At 63.6% G+C, this 23,601-nt stretch carries 12 protein-coding genes; 2 read left to right on the top strand and 10 right to left on the bottom strand.

Features of this window, described 5'->3' with window-relative positions:
• Positions 1 to 38 precede the first annotated feature (38 nt).
• From WHT83_RS24310 to WHT83_RS24330, 5 genes are all read right to left on the bottom strand, one after another.
• Positions 39 to 302: a hypothetical protein gene (locus WHT83_RS24310; RefSeq protein WP_341878516.1), complete on the bottom strand. Its 264-nt coding sequence runs from the start codon at positions 300 to 302 to the stop codon at positions 39 to 41.
• A gap of 92 nt (positions 303 to 394) precedes the next feature.
• Complete coding sequence (locus WHT83_RS24315) at positions 395 to 583, bottom strand: hypothetical protein (protein ID WP_406874069.1); 189 nt, start codon at positions 581 to 583, stop codon at positions 395 to 397.
• Between the two features lie 49 nt (positions 584 to 632).
• Positions 633 to 1,484, bottom strand: a complete 852-nt coding sequence (locus WHT83_RS24320; protein WP_406874070.1) for a Wzz/FepE/Etk N-terminal domain-containing protein — start codon at positions 1,482 to 1,484, stop codon at positions 633 to 635.
• 78 nt (positions 1,485 to 1,562) lie between these two features.
• Positions 1,563 to 2,891: a polysaccharide biosynthesis/export family protein gene (locus WHT83_RS24325; RefSeq protein WP_406874071.1), complete on the bottom strand. Its 1,329-nt coding sequence runs from the start codon at positions 2,889 to 2,891 to the stop codon at positions 1,563 to 1,565.
• Positions 2,892 to 2,978: 87 nt separating this feature from the next.
• A complete protein-coding gene (locus WHT83_RS24330; RefSeq protein WP_341878519.1) occupies positions 2,979 to 4,349 on the bottom strand; it encodes an O-antigen ligase family protein in 1,371 nt (456 codons plus the stop codon).
• Between the two features lie 169 nt (positions 4,350 to 4,518).
• Here WHT83_RS24330 and WHT83_RS24335 point away from each other — a divergent pair, with 169 nt between their 5' ends.
• Positions 4,519 to 7,161, top strand: a complete 2,643-nt coding sequence (locus WHT83_RS24335) for a glycoside hydrolase family 9 protein (RefSeq protein ID WP_341878520.1) — start codon at positions 4,519 to 4,521, stop codon at positions 7,159 to 7,161.
• 9 nt (positions 7,162 to 7,170) lie between these two features.
• Here the strand turns inward: WHT83_RS24335 and WHT83_RS24340 are convergent, their stop codons facing one another.
• Genes WHT83_RS24340 through WHT83_RS24355 form a run of 4 tightly spaced genes read right to left on the bottom strand, consistent with a single transcriptional unit; the run spans position 7,171 to position 14,853 of the window.
• Positions 7,171 to 8,241 (bottom strand): hypothetical protein, encoded by a 1,071-nt coding sequence (locus WHT83_RS24340; RefSeq protein ID WP_406874072.1) that lies wholly within the window; start codon positions 8,239 to 8,241, stop codon positions 7,171 to 7,173.
• An 8-nt stretch (positions 8,242 to 8,249) separates the two neighbouring features.
• Complete coding sequence (locus WHT83_RS24345; RefSeq protein ID WP_341878522.1) at positions 8,250 to 9,533, bottom strand: glycosyltransferase; 1,284 nt, start codon at positions 9,531 to 9,533, stop codon at positions 8,250 to 8,252.
• Positions 9,530 to 10,222, bottom strand: a complete 693-nt coding sequence (locus WHT83_RS24350; protein WP_341878523.1) for a 4'-phosphopantetheinyl transferase superfamily protein — start codon at positions 10,220 to 10,222, stop codon at positions 9,530 to 9,532. Before WHT83_RS24350 ends, WHT83_RS24345 begins: the two co-directional genes overlap by 4 nt.
• Positions 10,222 to 14,853, bottom strand: coding sequence for a MupA/Atu3671 family FMN-dependent luciferase-like monooxygenase (locus WHT83_RS24355; protein ID WP_341878524.1), 4,632 nt, complete (start codon positions 14,851 to 14,853; stop codon positions 10,222 to 10,224). The genes WHT83_RS24350 and WHT83_RS24355 overlap by 1 nt, the downstream gene beginning before the upstream one ends.
• 307 nt (positions 14,854 to 15,160) lie before the next feature.
• Between WHT83_RS24355 and WHT83_RS24360 the strand changes: the two genes are divergently transcribed.
• Positions 15,161 to 21,637, top strand: coding sequence for a beta-ketoacyl synthase N-terminal-like domain-containing protein (locus tag WHT83_RS24360; RefSeq protein ID WP_341878525.1), 6,477 nt, complete (start codon positions 15,161 to 15,163; stop codon positions 21,635 to 21,637).
• Here WHT83_RS24360 and WHT83_RS24365 read toward each other — a convergent pair whose 3' ends face one another.
• Complete coding sequence (locus WHT83_RS24365) at positions 21,638 to 22,981, bottom strand: TolC family protein (protein ID WP_341878526.1); 1,344 nt, start codon at positions 22,979 to 22,981, stop codon at positions 21,638 to 21,640.
• Positions 22,982 to 23,601 lie beyond the last annotated feature (620 nt).

Here is a 23,601-nt window from a genome sequence, read left to right on the forward strand (position 1 = left end):
GTGCCCTGTCCTGTTTTGCCTGAGAGCTGAAATTGTATCTAGCGCCCGAAAGTCGGCAGCCACTTGAATACCGGTTGGGGATCGCAGCGATTGAGGATCGACCCAACTAGTTTTTCCCAAACGGGCGGCGTTGCCGACAATGCCACAGACAGCGCCTCGTCGGAAACACGACCGGCTTCGACGACCAGGACGAAGGAATCGATGAAACGAGCCGATGCGCGAAGATCACCGGCGGCGTCGAGCGCAGGCAGGTCGAAAACCACCAGATCATAGGCCGCTGCCTGGTTCAGGAGGTGCTCCATGCGGCCTGCCCACAACATCCCCGGCGCCTTGCCGGCCTGGCCGTAGGGCAAGGTGTCCAGCCCCGTTCTCGTATCCTGGACGATCAGGGCTTTCAGGTCGCTCTCGCGTCCCTCGATATAGTCGACGAGGCCGCGGCGATTGCATACTCCATGGATTTCGACAGTTCCGGCCGATAGGATTGGGCATCGACGAGCAGAGCGCGTTTGCCCATCTGGGCAATATGAAGCGCAAGATTGGCGGCGAGCACGGTCTTGCCCTCGCCCGGGAGTGCCGAGGTCACGCCAAGTGACCGCATATGCGGAGTGGCGGCCAAGGGAAGAATTGCTACGCTAGCCAGCCGCAGCGTCTGCCATTCCGGCGTTCCGGGGGCGGCGGGCAATCTCCGACAAAAGCGCAGGACTGCCCTGCTTCGAAGAAGCGTGATCGTGCTGCACATTCGGAATCACACCGAAGCACTCTACACCCACGGCGGAGGTTAGTTGGTCTGTTCGGCGGAAACTGCGATCGAGAAACGCCAACGTCAGTGCAGCCACGAAGCCAGCCGCGCCACCGACAATCCCCGCCAGGGCTATGATGACAAGGCCACGCGGATTGCTCTTGTCGACCGGCGGCGTGGCAGCAGACATCACCTGCGCCTTCGGACCTGCCTCGCGAAGCCGGTCCCGCAGCCACCCGCTGGCCGATTGAACGGCTTCCGCACGGTCCGATTCCTGCTTTGCCATGTAGGCACGCGCCACCTCGTTGGCGACGGTCGCGGCATGCTGGGGGGTCCCTGATGTATAGCGTATCTCGACCAGATTGCTCTGGCCGAGGCGCTGGATAGCGAGGCCACCGCGCAACGCCTTGAGGGCACCCTGCTGATCCAATGCGTCAGGCTCGCCGAGCTTCAGCGTCTGAATGACATTGGAAAGAACCGGCGTGGAGCCGATGGTCTCGATCTGCGTCTCGAGGAAGGTCGGATCGAACTGCGACTCGGTGAAGAACGCGTCCTCGCCGCTGGTGGTCAGCCGCAGATTGGTGATGTTGAGCACGGCCGACGCCGTATACAGCGCTGGACGAAGCGAGACATAGGCAACCGCAAGCGCTCCGCACAGCACGCCACCCGCAAGGATAAGCCAGAACCCCTTCAGGGCCGATCTTATCATCCAGCGCCAGTCATAGAGACTGGCGTCCGACGCCACGCCCTGCTGGATTGGCAATTCCTTCGGGTGTCGCGATTCAAGCATGGTGGTGCCTACAGTAAGCCAGTGCTGCGGTGGTCAGGGCCGGGTCGTCGGCGTTTCGACCTGCAGCGCACCGGTCATCTCCGTTGCCACGCGGAAGACCTTGACGATGTCTCCGGGCTGCACGCGCGTCGTTTCGGTGGCGTCGAACTCGGACGTCCCGTTGTCGTCGGTCCGCACGATCCTGAAGCGCAACTGCGGGGCAGTCTCGGACTCGGCCAAGCGGGAGAGGTTCGATGAATAGTACGCAGCGCTGTCCAGGATCCGGGTCGAGGTGTCGTTCTGCTCGGCGATAGCGCGCAGGTCGATGGCAATGCGCTGGACGCCAGACAGAGCCGCGGCCCGGCGATGCTCGTCCAGTGTGGCGATCTCGCGCGTCGCGATGTTGATTTCCTGGCGCGCCCGCAGTTTGCCGATCTCCAGATCCTGCTGCTCGCGCTGAACGTCGCTCAGGCTGCGCTCCAGCGGCCCAAGGCGATGAACGGCGAGATCCTGCTTGGCCAGTCGACGTATCGTCTCAAGTTCGCCTTTCGTTGAACCCAACTTCACGGCGACGTCGGCAAGCTGCTGGTCAAGCGCCCCGATTTCCTGCTGTCGCATGGCAATCGACGCTTCAAGGCTGCGTCGTTCGGCACGATGGCGCCCAAGTTCCGTAGCGAAAATACGACGCTGCTCCTCGACAGCTTTTGCATGTTCGGGAGTTGCACCGCCGGGTGCTGCGCCTATGTCCTCGGCACCATCGAGCTGTGCCTGCCAGCGTTGCTGCTCGGCCAGCAGATCCCAGCGCCGCGCTTCGTTGAGTTTCAGCTCGCCCCGGCTCGAAATCGCCACGCGTTCGAGGTCCCATTGCGAGCCTTGCTCCGGCCGATAGGCGCCGCCACCGAGGCTCAGGGCATTGAGAATCATCATGCCGGGCCGATAGGCATACTCGCCAGGGGTGGTCACGCTGCCGAGGATATAGAAGGGACGATACGCAACGATATCGACCGTCGCGTCTGGCATCTGCTGGAGATTGGCCTTCTCCTGGAGGCGCGCCGCGATCGAGGCCGCAAGTTCAGGCGTGCTCAGCCCCTCTGCCGGAATCTGACCGAGCATCGGCATCAATATGTCGCCGCCGGCACCAACAGTCAGCTCGCCGGTCAGCGCCGGCCATTCGGAAACATGGATGCGCAATCGGTCCTGGGGACCAAGCTCGTACTCGGCCGTCTCGGCCAGGGCATTGCCGGGCAAGCCAAGCAAGCTCAGCAGCGCCAGGCTGGCGACGATGGCGTCGCGTGCCGCGTACAGCTTTCTCCGTCCATCAAGCAACTTCATCGAATCGCTCCCAACAATATCTGGCAACAACCCAAAGCTGCTATCGTGCAACCCCTGACATATGCTGAAGATGTTCGATGATGCCGGACGAAATGGCCGTATCGGTGCCACTTTCGTTGTTCATGGTTAATACTGTCCTCATACTGCATTGATCGGCATCACCTTCGTTGGCACCGCTTGCCGTGCGTTCGTGCCCGGCGCCTTCAGGCGCAAGGCGATGCCGAAGACCATGCCCATCGTCATGCCCAGCAGATATTGGATTTCCTTGATGAAGATCACCCACTCGTAGAAGGAATGGAGATAAGCGATCAGAAGGGTCACGCCGAAGCCGAGAAGCAAATTGCCCTCCAGCGTGCCCCGCGAGCGCCAGCCGGTCCACCACGCGACGAACATGGGCACGATCAGCATGATGCAGAACGCGATCACACCCGGATATCCGGCCTCGGCGGCGGTCAGCCAATAAGCGTTGTGGACAATGTTATTGCGGTTACCCTCGAAGCCGATGACGCCAGCTCGCTCCGAATAGCCAAAGTCCCGGGCCATATGAACGTAGTGGTTGATGCCGACGCCGAGCGGATAGTCATCAAGGATGAGCGATGCCGCACGATTGAAGGCCGCGCGCTCGTCATATTGGCTTTCTCCCAGCGGATTGAGTTCGAAGCGGTTGGAGAATGTGGAAATTGCCAGGGGTGCCACGATGAGAAGCGAGGCGAGCGCGGCAAAGCCGACTGCCATCTTGCGCTGCGTCAAGCCGGCAAGCGCCTGCGTCACGAACAGCGTCCCCAATCCGATCACCGAAAACCCGACCGTCGCACGCGATGCCGTGAAGACGACCACGACGATCGTCGCCACAACCATGCCGACCAGATAACGGACGTGGCGATAGCCGGCCAGAAGAAGGGCAAGGTGCGGGAAGAGGACGAAGTGGGCCGCCATGCCGAGCGTGTTCTGATGGATGAAGAGACCCATCGTCTGCGGCAATTGAAGCTGGAATCGCTGGTACAGGACGGCAACGAAATGCGCCGCCATGCCAATCGCCATTCCTTTCAGGATCAGGAAGGGCACATCCGGATCAGCGCTGGCACGAGCCACCACCACCATGACGAAGAAGATGCGGACGAATTGCAGCAGGCCGAAACTCGCGGCGACCGGCTCATCGGCTTGCAACAGCGAAAGCGCGGCAGCGAAAATGTAGAGAAGGAACGGCAGCTTGCACCACATGGGCAGCCTGCCGCGGGGCAAGGTGAAGAGAACCGCAGCAGCGAGCAAGTCGATGATCGTCACCTGCAGGCCGTATACGAAGCCAATCCAATAGCCGGACCAGGAAAGCAATCCGATGTCGAACATCGGGATGGCGGCGGCAAAAAATGGCAGGGCGCCGAAAACTATCCAGAATGGCTTGCGCAGCGCGGGCGTGCTTCTTAACAGCAAGCCGAGCGGAAAAATCGCAAGCAAAGCGAGAAAAAGCACCCCGAACTTCAAAGAACGATAACCCTTATGGCTCGACATGGGTGCAATAACATGGCGCCTGGGAACTCCGGGTTAACGTCCGAGAACAACCCGACGGAAGGTTAACGACAACGTGGTCTTCGCATTTCGTGTGTTTCTCATGGCGTTGCTGGTCTTGCCGGCGAGTGCTCGCGCCAATCCACCCGCGATCGAAATCGCGGAGATCGCCATGGCTGCGCCTGATATCATCGCTGTCGAACTGCGCGATCCGTCGTTCGTGCGTGGGCGGATCGTGACCTTGCCCGAGCCGATGCCGGCGATGCGCGGGCGGTGGACTGCCGTCGATGGGGTGCCGGGCCTGGTCATCGGGCCGAAAGCCGACCATGTCCGGCTCTCGGACACGCCACCCGGCACATTCCTCGACCGAGCCAGCGTCGATGCTGCCGGCCTCTACGGTACGATTGGCGGACGTCGCGTCATCTCGGTTCATCGCAAATCCATGCCCTACGATTCCGGGCTCTATCCCGGCCCGAATGGCGACACGCGGACAGGCGCCGCCTTCAAGCACCAGATCTATCTCAAGCTCGACGGTCCCCTGCCGCAGGGCACACATGTCATCCGCTGGCCGAACGGCATGCTGGCCGACCGAAGCTTCACCTTCGACGACCGGACGACCCGCGCGGTGGCGATCCGTTCGACGCAACTTGGACATGCGACAAAGGACACGGCGAAGGCCGGTTTTCTTGCGCTCTGGCTGCCGGGCGGCAAGGACGACGGCGCGGTCGATTTCAGGGACTACGGCACTACCGCCTTCGACATCATCGATCCCGAAGGCAAGACGGTCTTCGCTGGCGCCATCAACCTGCGCAAAGATCCTGGTGACGCCGAACCGGGCAATGGCCTGCCCAAGCCGCTGATCGACTACACCTCGGCAACCGCACCGCGCATCGTGATCCGGTCACTCGACACGAATGCCCGGCGCGTGACGACGGTTGCGCCACACGGCTTGACCGATGGTCAGCGTGTAGGTCTCGAACGACTGGGCGGCGAACAGGACCCCAGTGCGGTCTTCGGCACCGTGTTCGAGTCCACGGCCAACGCATTCACGCTGGACGATCCAAACGGGCGGCTTCCGGCAACCCTCTCCCCCCAGGCAACAGCCACCCTAGCATACAGCGCCAACCGCGCCGGAACCTTCGTCTTCGAGCTCGACTACTCCGCCTGGATGCCGCAGTCAGGCGGACCATTCCGACTGCGTGTTCCGGGCCTCGGCGTTTCGGACCCATTTCAGGTCGAACCGGATACCTGGCTGAGCGCAGCGCGGGTTTCCATGACGGGACTCTACCACCAGCGCAGCGGCATCGAGATTGACGGGCGCTTCGGCTACAGCCGACCTGTCGCCTTCCGGCCCGGCCCCGACATGTCCATCGTCGAAAGCAGGCTGCCACTGGCCTGGTCGTCTAATTTCGACACGGGTTTCATTGCCTTCGAGGAAGGTGTGAAGCCGCGCTGGCGCACCGAAAGAAAAGCGCCGGACAGCTATTGGGGCGGCTACATGGATGCAGGCGACTGGGATCGTCGCATCCAGCATGTCGAGGTCGCGGCCCTTCTGCTCGAAGCCTTCGAGGCCCTGCCTGAGGCACAGCGCGGGACCAGCTTCGATCTGCCGAAGTCGAGCGCCCTGCTCACCAACCCCACCTATCGCGATACCGACGATCTGCCGGACCTTCTCCATGAAGCGATCTGGGTCATGGATTTCTTCCGCAGGCTGCAGACCGACGACGGAGGCATTCGCGGCGGGATCGAGAGCGCAGCGCATCCCATGCTGGGCGAACCAAGCTATCTCGAGCGGCAGGAGGTCTATGCCTACGCGCCCGACCATATCTCGACCTACAAATACGCCGCTGTTGCCGCAAAACTTGCGCGCATTCTGAAAACACGGGGCAAAGCGGGCGCCGCCGTGCTTTTCGAAAACAGCGCCCGCGCAGCGTGGGCGGCCGCGGAACGCGGCTTCGCCGACCCAGACACCTTTTATCGCGACGCGATTGTCGTCGCTGCGGAGACCGGCGCGTTCGGACCGGGCGGCTGGCCTGCACGACGCGAGCAGTTGCAAGGTATCGCTCGCGAATATCGCGGCGGCGCGGCGGCAGCACTCTACCGGCTCCTCGGCAGCACCGAACATCGCGATATCTTCGAAGCGTCCTGGCGCGATGACCAGGGACTTTTTGCACACAAGGGCGATGCTGCCTGGGACTATCTCAAGACAGCCGGCTCGGATGCGGGGATAGGCGAGGAGATTGCGGCGCGATTCGCCGCGGAAGCCGCAATCATCACCAACGCGCAGCAACATGCCGCCTACCCAAACATGAAGCATCCTTATGCCCCTGCCGGGTGGGGAGAAGGAGGCGCGCCCGACTACAACCAGACGCAGACGCTGATCCGCGCGCATCTTCTGTCGGGCGACCCACAGATCCTGCAGGTCATGGAACAGGGATTTCAGGCCATGGTCGGGGTCAATCAGGTAGGCCTGAGTTTCGTGACCGGGATCGGGGCTCGACAGATCCTGCATCCATTGCACGAGGATCACCGTGCCATGGGCGTCGCCGCGCCGAGCGGCATCACCATCTTTGGCTTCGCTTCACAGAACGCGACCGCCTACAGCTGGGTGTTCGGCCCGGCATGGTCGCCGCTGGCAGAGTCGGGCACGACCGAAAACGCGCCGCAGCGCCGCATCGAACCGCCACGCTTTTCCCTGCCCTATCACGAATATCTGGTCGAGCACCCCGCGGTCATCATGCAGCAGGAATACACGGTGCATCAGTCCATCGGAACCATGGCCGCGCTGGCGCTCTACCTGCACGGCCGGCAGTAACGCGGCAGGTCAATCGCTGTAGGCATTGCGCAGGTTCCAGCCGAACCGTGCCGTATCCCGCAGGCGCTGAATCGCCACGCGCGGCCAGGAGAAGTCGGCGCGATAGGTCTTGCCGACATAGCCGGAATAAGCCCAGGCAAACGAGAGTGAAATACCGCCGGAGCATTGATCAAGAGGCTCGGCACGGTACCGGCTGAGGAAATCCGCCGCGAAGCTCTTCAGCGTCTGCGCTTGCGCGTCGCTTACTCCCGCCGGCATGCGCACCGTCTGCGCGTCCAGCCCCTCGATCGTCGCCAGGACGATCAGCGCGATATAGGCCTCGCCAAGTTCCGTCGAATGGACGGTGTCGGTAAACAGCGCCCGTACGATGTCTTCAGGTGACATATCTTCAAAGCCAGCGCGGGGAGCGCTGGTGAGATGGTCGACCAGTTCGGCCAGGGCGAGGCTCGCCGGGATGAAGCCGATGCCTGACGTGCTCTTGCCAGATGCCGCGGCACCACTGGCGGCTTGCACCGCGCATCGCCAGACCGGCAAGGCAAGCCGCTCATAGGCGATCCAGTCGCGCGGATCCTCCTTGTCTGACACGTCCAGCCACGGCGCCATGAACCAAATCGCCCCCGAGGGATTGGTCTCGAGGAATCGGCCCTGGTATTCGGCGAGATAGCGCACCGTGCCTTGCCGCATGATCGTGTCGAGCAGGGAGTGCAGTTCCGTCACGAGCAGAACGTCATAGGCCGCACCCCCAACGGACGGTTGGCGAAATTCAGCGAGGACGTCGACGGAGCCGCCATTGCGATCCATGCCAGCTTTGAAGCCCGACCAAGGGCGCTCGGGATCGGATCCCATGGAGCGCTGTTCGAGCGACGAGCCGCCGATGTTCTGCATGTTCCAGACAACGGGCCGGCCTGTGCCCGCGGCCATTTCCGCCAGCTTGTCGAGCATCGGCCGGTCCGTGAGGCTGTGGCCGGAAACAAACAATCTCATCGGCGCAACCCGCTCCAGGGTTTGCTCCGCGGCGGAAAGGACGCTTGCCGCCGGAGCAATGAACAATCCCGCGCACAGCACCAGCAGTCGTCGCAAGCCCCACATCACGCGTAGGATGCAATCAGTTCGGCGCGTTGACGATAGACCGTCGCCTCATCGAAACGACGACCGCATGAGGCAGCATCACGCACCAGTTTGACAAGGCGGCCGCGATCCCGATCCAGTTCGGTAATGAGCTTTGCCAGGCCCGCGAAATCATCCATGGCGCTGAACAGGCCACCGCCGGCACCTTCGACCAGGCCCACCGGATAGTGGGTACCATATCCCACGATCGGACACCCCGAGACCAATGCCTCGATCAGGCAGCGCGGCGATTCAGGCGTCTTGTGGCAGAACAGGAAGAGATGGCTTTCGCGTAAGGCATCTAGCACCTTGTCACGGTCGCCTACATAGCCGGCCAGTTCGACATGGTTTCCAAGGCCAAGCTGCTTTACCGTCAACTGCATCTGGTCCAGCAGCGGACCGTCACCGAGCCAGGTCGCCCGAACATCGACGCCAGCCTGTACGATGCCGTGTATGACACGCAGCCAGTCTTCCGGCCCTTTCATTGCAACCGCACGCCCAACATAGACGATGCGCAGCGGTGCAGCCGCCCCAATCCCCACCAGTTTTTGCTCGATCTGTTCGGCATTGATGAAATCCTCCGGCTGCGTGTGGACGTCATAGACGCAGGCAGGATTGGACGAATACTTCTCGTAGGCTTTGAAAGTATCCATGCCCTGGAAAAGGCCAAGCGAGGACTTGCGCACCAAATGTCGATGATAGGCTATCATCACCGGCAGCGTCATTCTTTCCTTGACGCGCCGTCGAAACCGCAAAGCATGCAACGTGTTGCGCAGGACGTCATGTTCGACGCGGTCAAACCATGTCGCGAAACGGCGCCCTTGTTTGATCGCTTCGAGGGCAGCAACACCACCCCAATCACCAAAGACGTACCCAAGCGTGAAGCACAGCTTGTCGGCTTTGCCGATCTCCTTCGCCAGTTGCCGACGCGTTGCCCGATATGCACGGGCAAATGCTCCGATCTTGTAGGCAAAGGGCAGCGGCACGATGCGCATGCGGTCCCGATTGGGCAGGCTATCTATGTCGACCCAGGTCACGGACGCGTCGTCGCAGTCATCGCTCTCCTGCAACAGACCGCAATAGACGACACGCTCGAAATGCTCGGTCCAGCGTACTAGCCCGGCACATGTCTGGTCATCCAGTTGCAGACCGCGTGGTCCCCGACGCAGACGCACCATGGTGACCAGGAGCAACGTTTGGCCGCGCGCGGTAGCTTCCATGGCCGCGCCCATGTGCCTTTGTTCGTCGTATTGCACCAGGCTCATGCCGACAATTCCCTTTGCGCGGCTTTTTCCTTGACGTTTTTCAGCGCAACACCAGTGGCAATGAATTCGGATGTAATCGCGATGCGGCCACTGGCTTGGTAGCCGGACAGGAACGGCTCGGCGTCTACGCGAAACCTGACAAGGAAGCTGCCGCTGACCATATCCAACGCTACCGAAACGGCATGAAAATCGATGATTTGTCGCGATAGCGGGTATTGAGCCTTGTAGACGCTTTCCTTGGCGGAAAAGATGGCCTTCGCCAGGAGCCCTCGCCCAGGCTCAGCCTGCCTCGCCAGCCACCGTAGCTCGTCGTCATCGCATATCGTGTCGAGGAGGTCTTCGTCCAGCGGCGTTGCCGGTTCGACATCTATGCCGAGCGCGCTACAATCTTGGCTTTCGCGCGCCACGGCAGCCACGCACCAGTCGGAGCAATGGCTGATGCTTCCGACGATGCCGGCCGGCCAGATCGGCGCTCGGTCGGCCGCGGCGGGGATCGCTGTCGGCGGCACGCCCAGCGACACCATGGCCTGGCGTGCCAGCGATCGGCCTGCTGCAAACTCGCGGCGGCGGGATTCCGTCGCGCGCGACACATATGACTGCTCGATGGGATACATCACTGCGGCCAGCGAGCGGGGATCCCCCTGCGCTGTCGCCACATGCCCATCGAATAGCCCGGCGAGGAGGCCCATCAGCTTTCTCGCATGCGCTGCATCGCGGCGCGCCGGTCGCCGAGCGCGGCTCGGCGCATGGCGGCGCGGTCTGCAACCTGGCTGAGCCGCTCATCGGACTTGCCGCGGTCGGCAAGATGCCCGGAAAGCGCTGCCACCGTCGGGAAGCGGAACAGATCGGTGATGGCGATGTCGGGTGCGACCGATGCCTTCAGTTCCCGGTGCGCCTGCACGGCCAGCAGCGAATGACCTCCGAGCGCAAAGAAGCTGTCGTTGAGCCCGACACGCTCGACGCCGAGGATCCGGCGGAAGGTTTCAGCGATTTCCCTCTGCACGTTGTCGACCGGTGCGACGTAGATCTCGGCTTCCGCCTCGCGTTTGGCCTCAGGCTTCGGCAGGGCCTTGCGATCGACCTTGGCATTTGGCGTCAGCGGGAAGGCGTTGAGCGTCACGAAATGCGCCGGCACCATGTATTCCGGCAGCGACTTCGCCAAATGGGCGCGCAAGGCACTCTCGTCGAATTTCTTCTCCTTGAGGCGCAGATAGGCGACAATGCGCACGTCGTCGGCGCGATCCTCGCGGGCCATCACGACGCTCTCGGCGATACTGGGGAACTCGGCGATCCGCGATTCGATCTCGCCGAGCTCGATGCGATAACCCCGCACCTTGACCTGATGGTCGGTGCGGCCGAGGAATTGCAGGACGCCGTCGGTGGTGTAGCGCACCAGATCGCCGGTGCGGTACATCCTGCCGTCGGCAAAGGGATTGGCCACGAAGCGCTCGCGGGTCAGGTCGTCGCGGCCGAAATAACCGCGCGCCACGCCCTCGCCGCCGATGACGAGTTCGCCGGCCATGCCGGGCGCGACCGGACGAAGGGAAGCATCGAGCACATAGAGCTGAGTGTTGGCGATCGGCTTGCCGAGCGGCACGACGCCCTCGCCGATGTCGGCCATCATCGTCGAGGACCAGATGGTCGTCTCCGTCGGGCCATACATGTTTTCGACCGGCGCCGAGGTCACCTTGCGCAGTTCGGCCAGCAAGGACGCCGGCAGTGCCTCACCGCCGATGAGCAGATGACGGACCTGCTTGAGGGCCTTGCGGTCCTCCTCGTTGACAAGGAACATGCGCGCCATCGACGGCGTGCACTGCAGGTGCGTCACTCCATGAGCTGCGATGTCGGCTGCAAGCGCGCTTTGTGGCATGGCCTCGTCCGCTTCGGCCCCACGCGACCGTGCAACCACCTCGGCCAGCGGCTTCAGACGCTCCAGCACGATGTCGCTCGGAATGCCATAGTCGATCAGGCAGGCGACCTCGTCGACGCCGATGGTCGCGATCTGGTCGACGCGGTCGAGCGCATCGTCGACGGTGCCGAACAGGCCGCTGTCTTCGAAATAGCGCAGGAAGGCGAATTCCAGGATGGCATCGAGTTCGTCCGGCTGCAGCGACTGCAGGTCGATGTCCATCGGCTGGACCACGCCCTGCGGCTTCTTGAAGGCCGGGAAGGCCCAGGCATATTGCTTGATCAGTGCCGCAGCGCTGCGCAGATAGTCCTTCATCGGGCCGCGCGCACGCTCCCGCACCTCCTCGCGATCCGCACCGAGCAGCGTGTGCAGCATCAGCGTGACCTTGTGCGCGCTCGGGTCGTGGCCAGCCTCGGCCAGCGCCTCGCGATAGACGCGGATCTTGCCGGCGAGCTCGTCGATCGACTGGCCGAGCAGATGGGTCAGCACATTCGCGCCCAGGCGACCGGCTTCGCGGTAGGTGTCGGTATTGCCGGCCGTGGTGATCCAGACCGGCAGCTCCTTTTGCACCGGCCGCGGCTGGGTCACGACACCCAGCTTGCCACCGCCGAAATCGAACTCGACCTTCTCGCCGCGCCACAGGCGGCGCACGGTCTCGATGTCACGCAGCATAGCCGCCTTGTTGTGCGGCGGCGCGTTCTCCGGCCGCAGTACGAAATCCTCGGGCATCCATCCCGACGCGAAGGCCAGGCCGACGCGGCCGTTGCTGATGTTGTCGAGGATGGCCCACTCCTCGGCGACCCGCGCCGGGTGATGCAGCGGCAGGACGCAGGAGCCTGCGCGGATAGCCAGGTTCTTCGTCACGGCAGCGACCGCAGCTCCTGTCACCGCGGGGTTCGGATAGGGACCGCCGAAGGCATGGAAATGCCGCTCCGGCGTCCACAGCGCCTGGAAGCCATGCTCGTCGGCGAATTTCGCCCCTTCCAGCAGCAGCCGGTACTTTGCCGGCCCGGCGCCGTCGTCATTGCCCCAGTAGAACAGACCGAAATCCATCGGCGCCTTGCCGCCTGCGCGGCGGCGCGGCACTGCATCGTTCTTGTGCTCATGCACGTCGCTTGCATGGATCACCACCTTGAAGCCACGCGCCAGCGTCCAGAACAGCTCCAGCACCGAGATGTCGAAAGACAGGCTGGTGACGGCGAGCCATACGGGCTGCCCGGCTTCATCGATCGTGATGCGATCATCCATGCCGACGAAGAAATTCGCGACATTGCGATGCTCGACCATCACGCCCTTCGGCCGCCCTGTCGAGCCCGACGTATAGATCATGTAGGCCAGGTTGGCCGGGGTGACACCGCTGCGCGGCCGGTCAGCACTGCCTGGCGTCGCGAAGACGTCCTCAATGTTCACGCGCCGGGCGCCGTCCACGGCAAGCGATCCATCGAGCGAACGCTCGCTGAGCACCACCGGCGCGCCGCTGTCCTCGACCATCAGAGCAAGCCGGTCGGCCGGGAACGTCGGGTCGAGCGGCACATAAGCACCGCCCGCCTTCTGGATCGCCAGCGCCCCGATCACGAGCTCCGGCGAACGCGAGACATGGAGGCCGACCAGCGTGTCGGGTTTCACCCCGAGTTCGATCAGGCGGTTGGCGACGCGATTGGCCTTTTCGTCGAGTTCGCGATAGCTCAGCGACCGCTCGCGGAAGGCGACCGCGATGGCGTCCGGCGTCAGTTCGGCCTGGCGTTCGATCAGCGTATGCACACAAGCCGTGCGGTCATGGTCGCGGGCGGTCTCGTTCCAGCCATAGAGCACGCGCTGGCGCTCTTCCTGGGACATCAGCGGCAGGTCGGAAACCGCCTTGTCGCCAGCGGCAAATGCAGCGGCGAATGTGCCCAGCCGGGACAGCATGTCGGCAAGGTCGCCCGCGCCAATCCGCGCCTGATCGGCCAATACCAGGGCCTCGTCCGCACCGAGCACAAATGTCAGACCCGCCCCCTCGACAAGGCGATCCTGGGACGGCGACGCGGCTTCCACCAGCCCGACGGTCAGGCGCGGAACAACCAGTCCGGGAACGCGCTCCACGAGATCGGACACGTAGGTGCCGCGCTCGCGCTGCTTGCCCAGGGCTTCATTGGTCCGGGCTGCGAAAGCCTCGGCCGTTTCACCGTCCGGAGCCTCGAAGCGGAACGGAACTGACTTTGCGAAATACCCGGGGAACTGATTGTTCTGCGCTGCGACGGCATCCGTCGCATAGGCGATGTCGAGGGAATCCTGGCCGGAGAAACGAGCCAGGAAAGCGGCAATGGCGGCGGCGCGGGCTCCTGCCGGAACCGGCAATTGCAACGGCTGCGCGATCACCCGTGGGTCACAGTCCGGCGACCATGCCCTCACGTCGGGCAAATCGACATCGCGCGCGGCGGCAAGCGCCTTGCGGAAGCGCCCCTCATGGCTGGCGGCCCGAGCAACTGCCTCGTCCAGCGCCTGTGCTTCGGCGTCGCTCATCGCAGGCAGGCGCATCCCCTGGCTGAGGCAGGAACTCAGCGTCTTGCCGGCATTCCGCCCGAGCCCAATCCCCTGCACCAGCACATGCTGGTCTGCCGCTGCAATGACGGCGCCGTCATCCGAAACCGAAATCACCGTGCCTGCGGGCTGGCCGTCGGCGTGCCCGATTGCCTCGAACTTCGTGACCGCGAACAGGCCGGCTTCGGTGCGCACCTTCGCCCGGGCCAGCGGGTTGGCATAGCCCGAGCCGAAATCGAGCCCGCGCGCCACGCGCGACAATGTCTGCGCATCGCGGTCGAAACGCAGCGTTCCAGCGGCCGCCGGGCGGCGGTCCCTGGCGTAGTAGGTGCGCTGCGACAGATCCTGCGCCTGCGGCGCTAGCGCGCCTGCTTCGATGGCGGTCAGCATTTCCTCGAAGGTCGCGATGCCCGCTTCGAAGCATCTGGTGTTGAGGGTGAGTGCCGTCTCGTCCGGACCGATCTCGACCATGCGCTGGGCATAGATCTCGCCCTCGTCGACCCGCCCCGTCAGCGCATGCCAGGTGACGCCATGGCCTGCCTCGCCCTCCATGATCGCCCAGGCCGGCGCATTGAGGCCGGCATAGCGCGGCAATGGACCGTCATGAAAATTCGCCGCACCCTGCCGTGCGTTGCGCCAGAGTGCATCCGGGATGATGCGCAGGTTGGCCGCGCTGAAAAGCCAGTCATAGGCGACCGTCGCGAGCCGCACCTCGACGTCGCCGTCGAAGGCGCAGACCGGGAGGCCAAGGCCTTCCGCCCAGTTTCGGATCGACGCATTGTCCGTGACGATCATCGCGACGGCATGGCCATGGGCCCGCACGATCTCGGCGCATTGCACCAGAAGCGACTCGTCCCCGATCAGAACGCATTCCAATTGCCCTGATGGCATGTGCCCGACCCCATGAACTGCGATTGCTGCCGTATCTATATACGAATTGATCTAAACAAGAATGAGAATACCCTCCTTGTTTTCCATCAGGACTTCAATGTTTGGTTAAGGCTGTAGCGCGACAGTGGCATCAATATCGTCGCAGGGGCTGCGGGTCTGACCTGACAGCGGAAAGCTTAACGCCGTTTTCATTCTAGATGTTTCTTAGAATGAGCCTATCGGCAGGACGATTGGATATCGGCTACTGTGTTACCCGTATCCAGGCTTGGCTTGCCAAAGGAATGATAGGCTCTCGGGGCACTATGCGATGTATGAAACCGATCAGGTGTCTCCGAATGACATCGCCATTGTCGGCATGGCGCTTCGCGTGCCGGGTGCGCGCAATGTCCGCGAATTCTGGGAAAACCTGCGCGGCGGCGTGGAGTCGATCCGCGACCTGACGGAAGAAGAGTTGCTGGCCGCGGGCGAGTCCGCCGCGCGCATGCATCTGCCCAACTACGTGCGCCGCACCTCCGAGCTTCCCGGCATGGAGATGTTCGATGCCGACTTCTTCGGGCTGAGCCCCAAGGAAGCGGCGATCATGGACCCGCAGCACCGCCATTTCCTGGAATGTGCCTGGGAGGCGATGGAGGACGCCGGACGCACGCCCGATTCGAGCGCCGGTCCCGTTGGCGTCTTCGCCGGCTGCGGCATGGGCTCCTATTTCTACTTCAACGTCTGCAGCAATCGCCAGCTTGTCGACCAGGTCGGCATGTTCCTTTTGCGTCACACCGGCAACGACAAGGACTTCCTCGCCACGCGCGCCTCGTTCGCCTTCGACCTGCGTGGCCCGAGCGTCAACATCCAGACGGCATGCTCTACCTCGCTCGTCGCGATCCACACCGCCTGCCAGAGCCTGCTTGCCGGCGAATGCGAAATGGCGCTGGCCGGCGGCGTCACCATCGAATTGCCGCACCGGCGCGGCTATCTGTTCCAGGACGGCGAGATTCTCTCGACCGACGGCCATTGCCGCGCCTTCGACCATCGTGCCGACGGCACGGTGTTCGGCAGCGGTGCCGGCGTGGTCGTGTTACGCCGCCTGTCCGACGCCATCGCCGATGGCGACATCATCCACGCCGTCATCAAGGCGACCGCCGTCAACAATGACGGCAGCAGCAAGGCCGGCTATCTCGCGCCGAGCGTCACCGGCCAGGCCGAGGCCATCATCGAGGCGCAAGGTCTCGCAGGTGTTTCCGCCGACGACATCCAGTATGTCGAGTGCCACGGAACCGGCACCTATCTCGGCGATCCGATCGAGATCGAGGCCCTGACGCAGGCTTTCCGGCAAAGCACCGCGCGCACCGGCTTCTGCCGCGTCGGTTCTGTGAAGTCGAACATCGGCCACCTCGATACCGCTGCCGGCGTGGTCAGCCTGATCAAGACGACCTTGGCGCTCAAACATGGCGAGATGCCGCCGACGCTGAATTTCGAGAAGCCCAACCCGGCCATCGACTTCGCCCGCAGTCCGTTCGTCGTCAACGACAAGCTGACACCGTGGCCGGCAGTTCCCGGACCGCGGCGCGCGGCAGTGAACTCGCTGGGCGTCGGCGGAACGAACGCCCATGCGATCCTCGAGGTTGCGCCCAAGCCCATAGCCGCCGCTGCAGGCAAGGGCGACGGGGAGCCGCAGCTTTTCCTTTTTGCCACCAAGAACCGCAAGGCGCTGGACCGCGCCATGGAGCAGATCGGCGAAGAAATCGCGCGCCAGCCGGGGCTGCCGCTCGCTGATGTCTCCCACACCTTGTTTGCCGGGCGAAAGCACTTCGAGCACCGGCGCGCCATAGCGGCACGCGGGCGCGACGAGGCCATCGCCCTTCTCTCCGGTTCGGAACCAAGGCGCGTCCACACCCACAGCACGATCGAGGCCGCTAACGCAGTGTTCCTGTTTCCGGGCGGCGGTGCACAGCATGTTGGCATGACCCGCAGCCTGTATGCCGAAGACGCCGGTTTTCGTGCGACGGTCGACGAGGGCTTGAACTATCTCAAGCCGGAAGCCGCAACCGAGATCCGCCGCGTCTGGCTGGCAGCCGATACCGACCCATCCTTGGCGGCGAGCGATTTCCTCCGGCCTTCGGTGCAGCTCCCCGCGATCCTGATCGTGGAAATCGCCATTGCACGGCTTTGGATGCGCTGGGGCATCAAGCCATCGGCGCTGATCGGCCACTCCATGGGCGAGAATGCCGCCGCCTGCATCGCAGGCGTCATGAGCTTCCGCGACGTCGTCAATCTCGTCCGCCTGCGCGGCGAACTGTTCGACACGGTCGAGGCCGGCGGCATGCTGTCCGTCCCGCTGTCGCCCGAAGCCCTTTCCGAGCATATGAACCCGGCGCTCGACCTCGCCTCGGTGAATGCGCCCGAGCTCTGCGTGGTTTCGGGTCGCAATGGGGATCTCGAGGCGCTGCGCCTCAGGCTAGCCGAGCGCGGCATCGATGCATCGCGCATCGCCATCGATATCGCTGCGCATTCGCAGATGCTGGACCCGATTCTCGGACAGTTCGAAGCGTTCCTGCGCGGCATCGACCTGCGGGCGCCGACCATCCCGATCGTTTCCAACCTCACTGGCGAATGGCTCAGCGAGGCTCAGGCACGCGACCCGCTCTACTGGGTCCGGCATCTCCGCTCGACCGTCCACTTCGCCAAGGGTCTCGCCGCGGTTTCGGCGCAGCCGGGGCGGGTCTATGTCGAAGTGGGCCCGAGCCGGGCTCTGTCGTCACTGGTCAAGCTTCAGCCGGGCATCGAGGCAAACCAGGTCATCAACAGCCTGCCGCATCCCGACGAGGCTACCGACGACCGCGTGCATTTCCTCGCCGCGATGGGCCGCGCCTGGGCGACCGGTCTCGACGCGAGCATCGCCAAGCTGTGGGAGGGAAGCGGCGCGCGGCGCGTGTCATTGCCAACCTATCCGTTCCAGCACCAGCGCTACTTCATCGAGCGCAGCGTCGCAGCGGTAGCCAACGAGAACGAGCAGGACTTCATCGGCAAGCTGCCCGACATGACGGACTGGGGTTTCCGGCCAAGCTGGAAACAGGCATTGGCCGATGTGACGATCGACGCCGATGCCCAGCCGGCATCCTGGCTGGTCTTCATGGACGATACTGGCCTGGGTGCGGCATTGGTCGAACGGCTTCGCGCCAAGGGCCATCGCGTTGCCACGGTCAAGGCCGGCGACGGTTTCGTAAGGCACGACAGCGGCGACTACACCCTGTGCGCCGAACAGGAACGGCCAGGCTATGACGCGCTGTTTTCAGGGCTCGCCGGCGACGGCGGCGTCCCCGAGCACATCGTGCACCTCTGGCTGGTGACAGGCGAGGAAACCTTCCGCCCGGGCTCCAACTTCTTCAACCGCAACCAGGAACGCGGCTTCCAGAGCCTGTTCTTCATCGCCCAGGCGCTTGGCGACATCGAGGGCCTCGAGCCGCAGATCACCGTCGTGACCAACGGCATGCAGCGGGTCGGCAGCGAAGCCCTGCCCTATCCGGAAAAGGCAACCATCCTCGGCCCCGCGCTCGTCATGCCGAAGGAAATGCCGGGCGTTACGGTTCGCCTCGTCGACCTTGAATTTTCGGCGCCGTCTCGGCCGGACAAGGGCGGCTTCTTACGGACGCGCACGGCAGCGAGCGACTTTGCGGCATCATTGCGTGGCCAGCAGCTCGACCAATTGTGGGACGACATCTTCGCTGCGCCCGCGTCGGAAACCGTTGCCCACCGCAAGGGCAAACGCTGGATTCGCAGCTACGAGAAGCTGGCGCTTGCCGAAGCCAATGCCGATAACGGCTTGCTGCGCACAGGCGGAGTCTATCTGATCACCGGCGGCCTTGGCGATCTCGCTCAGGTCGTCGCCGGCGAACTTGCATCACGTTTCCAGGCAAAGCTGGTCCTGACCGGACGGCACGCACTGCCGCCTCGGGAGGAATGGGAAAAACTGGCCATTCCGCTCTCGCGCAACGACCGGATACGCCGCGCCATCGAGGCAATCCAGAGCCTGGAGGCCAAGGGGGCCGAGGTGCTCTACGTCACCGCCGACGTAAGCAACGTCGAAGACATGACAGCGGTTGCCGACGAGGCGCGCGCCACTTTCGGCGACATCAATGGCGTGTTCCACGCCGCCGGTCTCGTCGACGACAACCTGATCCAGCTGAAGTCGCTGGAGGGGATGGAGGCTGTGCTGTCGCCGAAGCTGCGTGGCACCGTGGTTCTCGACCAGGTCTTCCGTGACAGCCCACTCGATCTCTTTGTGCTGTTTTCGTCGACCAGCACCGACACGGCTCCCGCCGGACAGGTCGACTACGTCGCCGCCAATGCCTATCTCAACGCCTATGCCGACAGCTGTTTCGCAGACAGCTCACGCAAGACCGTCGCGCTCCACTGGGGCGTCTGGAACGCTGTCGGGCTGGCGGCGCGCGCCACCGGCCAGACCGGGCAAGCCGACGCGCCAAACCCGCATCGTGGCAAGGCACAAGGACCGTTCTTCACCGACTGGGTGGAGGACACGTCGGGCGATGTTTGGCTCGAGACGCGCATTTCACCGCGCAGCCACTGGATGCTCGACGAGCATCGCCTGGTCTCGGGACAGGCCATCCTGCCGGGTACCGGCACGATTGAAATCATCGCCCAGGCGATGAAGGAGTACGGCGTCGATCAGGGCGGGGAGCTTGCTGATCTCTTCTTCCTGCGCCCGCTCGAAGTCGATGACGGGCGCGACAAGATCCTGCGCGTGCGGCTTGCCGCCGACGGCGATCGACAACGGGTGCTTGTCACCGCCGCCGATGCCGAACTCATGTCGGAAGGCTTCACCCTCCACGCCGAAGCGACGCTGCGCAAGCGCCTCGCCAAGCCACACGCTGCCTCCGATGTCGCTGCCGCCTCGGCGCGCCTGACCGTGGGCCAGCGCGCCGAAGGCGAAGCTGCGCTGCGCTCGGTACAGGAAGATCATATCCACTTCGGACCACGCTGGAAGGTGTTGCGCTCCCTTGCCCGCGGGGATCGGGAAGCCTTTGCCGAGCTCAGGATCGATGAGGCCTATCGCGGCGACATCGCCACCGGCTTCATCGCCCATCCAGCGCTGCTCGACATCGCCACCGGATTTGCTCTCGACCTGGCGCCCGGCCATGCGACATCCCACGCCCTGTGGGCGCCGATGTCCTACGGCAGCATCGCGCTCTACATGAAGTTGCCCGAGGCGATCGTCAGCTGGGCGCGGCTGAGCGAGGCATCGGATCTCGGTGACGGATTCGCGACCTTCGACATCACAATCGCCACACCGGACGGCAGCATCGTCGTGGAAATCGAGCGTTTCGTCATGAAGCGGCTGGACGACGACCTCGCCTTGGCTGCAACGCAGCGCGTTGATCGCGCACGCAAGCCTGCGGGCGACGACAAGGAACCGCTGTCGCCGGCGGCACTGCAACTTGCTGCGCAGGTCAGCCAGGGCATCCTGCCGGCCGAGGGCTTCGAAGCCCTGATGCGTGCGCTCGGCACCGGCCAGCCGCAGCCGATCGTGAGCTCGATGGATCTTGGAGCGCTGCGCAAACGTGTGTCCCAACCGCGCGCCGAAGCGCAGGGCGCGGGCGAGGTCTTCGAACGTCCCGATCTCGACAATGACTATGTCGCGCCGCGAGACGAAATCGAACGCACGCTTGCCGGATTCTGGAGCGAATTGCTCGGCGTCGAGAAGATCGGCGTCCACGACAGCTTCTTCGACATTGGCGGCCATTCGCTGATCGCGGTGCGCCTGTTCCGGATGATCCGGAAGCAATTCGCAATCGACCTGCCGATCTCCGTGCTGTTTGAGGCGCCGACAATCGCCGAGTGCGCGGCGCTGATCGGCGAGCAGGCAGCGCCGCTGTCAGCCAAGACGGAAGAAGCCGCCGCTCCGAACGACAACAAGATCGAGAAGGCGACCCACCTTGTCACGATGAGCGCAGGGCGCTCAAGCGGTGGAACGCCGTTCTTCCTCTGCGCCGGCATGTTCGGCAATGTACTCAATCTGCGCCAGTTGGCCATGCAGCTCGGCACCGACCGCCCGGTCTACGGGCTCCAGGCGCGCGGCCTCTATGGCGACCAGGAGCCCCACGACAACTTCGTCGAGATGGCACGCGACAATCTCAAGGAGGTTCGCGCCGTCCAGCCGCACGGACCCTATCTGCTGGGCGGGTTCTCCGGTGGCGGCCTCGTTGCCTACGAGATGGCGCAGCAGCTGCTCGCCGAAGGCGAGGAAGTCGCGCAAGTGATCCTGCTGGACACGCCGCTGCCGACACAGCCGCCGTTGTCATTGCTCGACCGGCTCTCGATGAAGCTTCAGGATCTGCGCCGGGAGCGGCATAATTTCGTCGCCAGATGGATCGACGATCGCCGCCGGTGGAAAGAAAGAGTCGCAGGCCGCGCGGATGCCGAACAGGCCGAGCAGTCTTCCGAGCAGTTCCACGATTTGGCGATTGAAAACGCCTTCCGCGCCGCATTGCCACGCTACGAGCTCAAGCCCTACGCGGGCAGCGTGCTGCTACTCCGGCCGAAGCTCAACGTCATCTATCGTTTGAGCGGCGGGCGCATGTTGCAGGACGGCCGCAACGTCGCGATGGAAGACAATGGCTGGACGCCCTTTGCCGCCGGCTTGACCGTGCAGGAAGTGCCCGGCGACCACGACAGCATGGTTCTGGAGCCGTTCGTGCGCATTCTCGCCGACCGTATCCGCAAGCGGCTCAAGGAACCGGCGCGCGGGCTCGCCTACGGCATGGCGGCGGAATAGCTATTCGGCAACCGCAGTCTGCTGGACGCCTGGTACGCCGAAGAGTTCGCCGATCAGGCCCGTTTCCGCCGCGATCGTATACTCGGCGGCGATCAGGTCGTAGCGCGCATTGTTGAGATTGATTTCCGAATTGGCGAGGTCGGCAATCGCCCTGATCTCGTCAAAGGTCGAGCGCTCGCCGACCTTGCGTTCGGCGCGTACGCCCTCGAGGGCCGAGGCGGCGTTGCGCCGTTCCGCCTGGGCCAGGGTCTGCATGCGCCTTGCCAGCACGCGGCGGTCGAATGCGGACCGAATCGCGGCAGTCACGCCAATTCGCGCGGCATCGGCTTCGAACACCGCGGCGCGGTTTTCATCGTTGCGCTGTCTGATACCGGCACTGACACGGCCACCCGTGTAGATCGGCATCGAGAACCGCACCTCACCACGACCTGCGACATGGCGATCGACGCCGGGAAGCGTATCCTCGCCGCCCCGCACGCTCAGCCCCGCGGACACGGTCGGCAGCAGATCGCCCTTTGCCTGATTGACCCGGGCCTTTGCCGCATCGGCGCGGGCATCGCGTTCCTTGACGCGCGGATTGTTTTTCACAGCCAGTTCGATGAGGTCTTGTTCTTCGCTCGGCAGATAGAGCTTCGAGACCTCCGGCAGTTTGGTCTCGGGCTCGATCCCGAGCCGCAGCGCGGTGCGACTTGCCTGGGCAATCAGCAGCCTGGCGCGCTCACGATCGACCGACAAGCGCGACAACTGGCGCCCGACGTCGTCCACGTCGACGCGGCTTGCTGCCCCAGCCTTCAATTCAGTCTCCAGGCCGCCTTTCAGGCTTGCGAGAATAGCTGCCTGCTTGCCCAGGATCACCACGGCGCCCTTCTGGCGGTGGACCTCGATCAGCGCCAGCGCCAGTTCATAGGCGGCAGAGACACGCCTGTCGTTGGCCACCTCGCCGCTGGCGCGGTAATCCGCCTTGGCAGCAGCCACGGCGGACTGTCCCCTGCCGCCCTGATAGAGCGGGATGTCGACCGTCAGCGCATAGGAATAGGCATTGCCGGTCGTGCGGCTGTCGAATTCGTCGCCGTCGCCGGCTGCAACACCCGCGCTCGCCTCTATGCCGGCACTTGGCAGCAGGGTCGACCGCGCGCGCGCAATCTCCTCGCCGGCCGCATCGCGCCGTGCATCAGCGGCCAGTATTTCCGGATGGGTATTGATCGACGCAAGGTTGCTGCCGACGCTGCCGGTCACGACCTTGCCGGTCGCTGGAGCGGAAACCTGGCGGACAGCGCCGTTGGCGCACCCTGCAAGCGCAACGCAGGCACTCAACACCGCTACAGCCGTTCTGCAGTAAGACATCAGCGATCGCCAACCCGTTTTCTTAGACCAGTTTATGCGTGGCGGGTCGCAGGACCACGCCGTAATAATAACCAGGTGGTAAACAAACACGGTTAAGGCATGGTAAACACTTGATGCCCAGCGTCAACGACAGCTTGCATTAATCCTTTGGCTGCACACCGGGAGTTGACAACTTCTTGAGGTAGTTTCAGGGCCGCAAGAACGGCGCACCTCTATTGTTCGTCCCCCACGCAGCATGCAAGGAACCAGTTTCGCGTGCAAACGCCCGGTGTTCGGCTTGCCCGTTGCAGGAAATAGGGTTGAGGAAGGGGCTGACCGAGGCATACCTGAAGTGTCCATCCTAACATCACCAGGAAACGGGCGATAAATCTGAAATCCTTCGGATCGCATGGGCGTCATTTTTATCGATCTTCTCTTCAATTCTTCTTTATCGAAAACCCCGATGAACCCCGCGCCTTGATTATTGAATTTAAACAGCTACCAATAAGACATGGAATTCGTGCTTATTGTCCGCAGTGAGCCGAGGAGGCTCAAAACAGGAATCTAGCCCGGACGTCGACGAAGCCCTGGCCGGGCGTCCGGGAGAGCCAGGCTCCCCAACCTGTACCTTTTGAGTCCGT

Origin of the sequence: Aminobacter sp. P9b, assembly GCF_045345995.1 — a bacterium.
GTDB lineage: Bacteria > Pseudomonadota > Alphaproteobacteria > Rhizobiales > Rhizobiaceae > Aminobacter > Aminobacter niigataensis.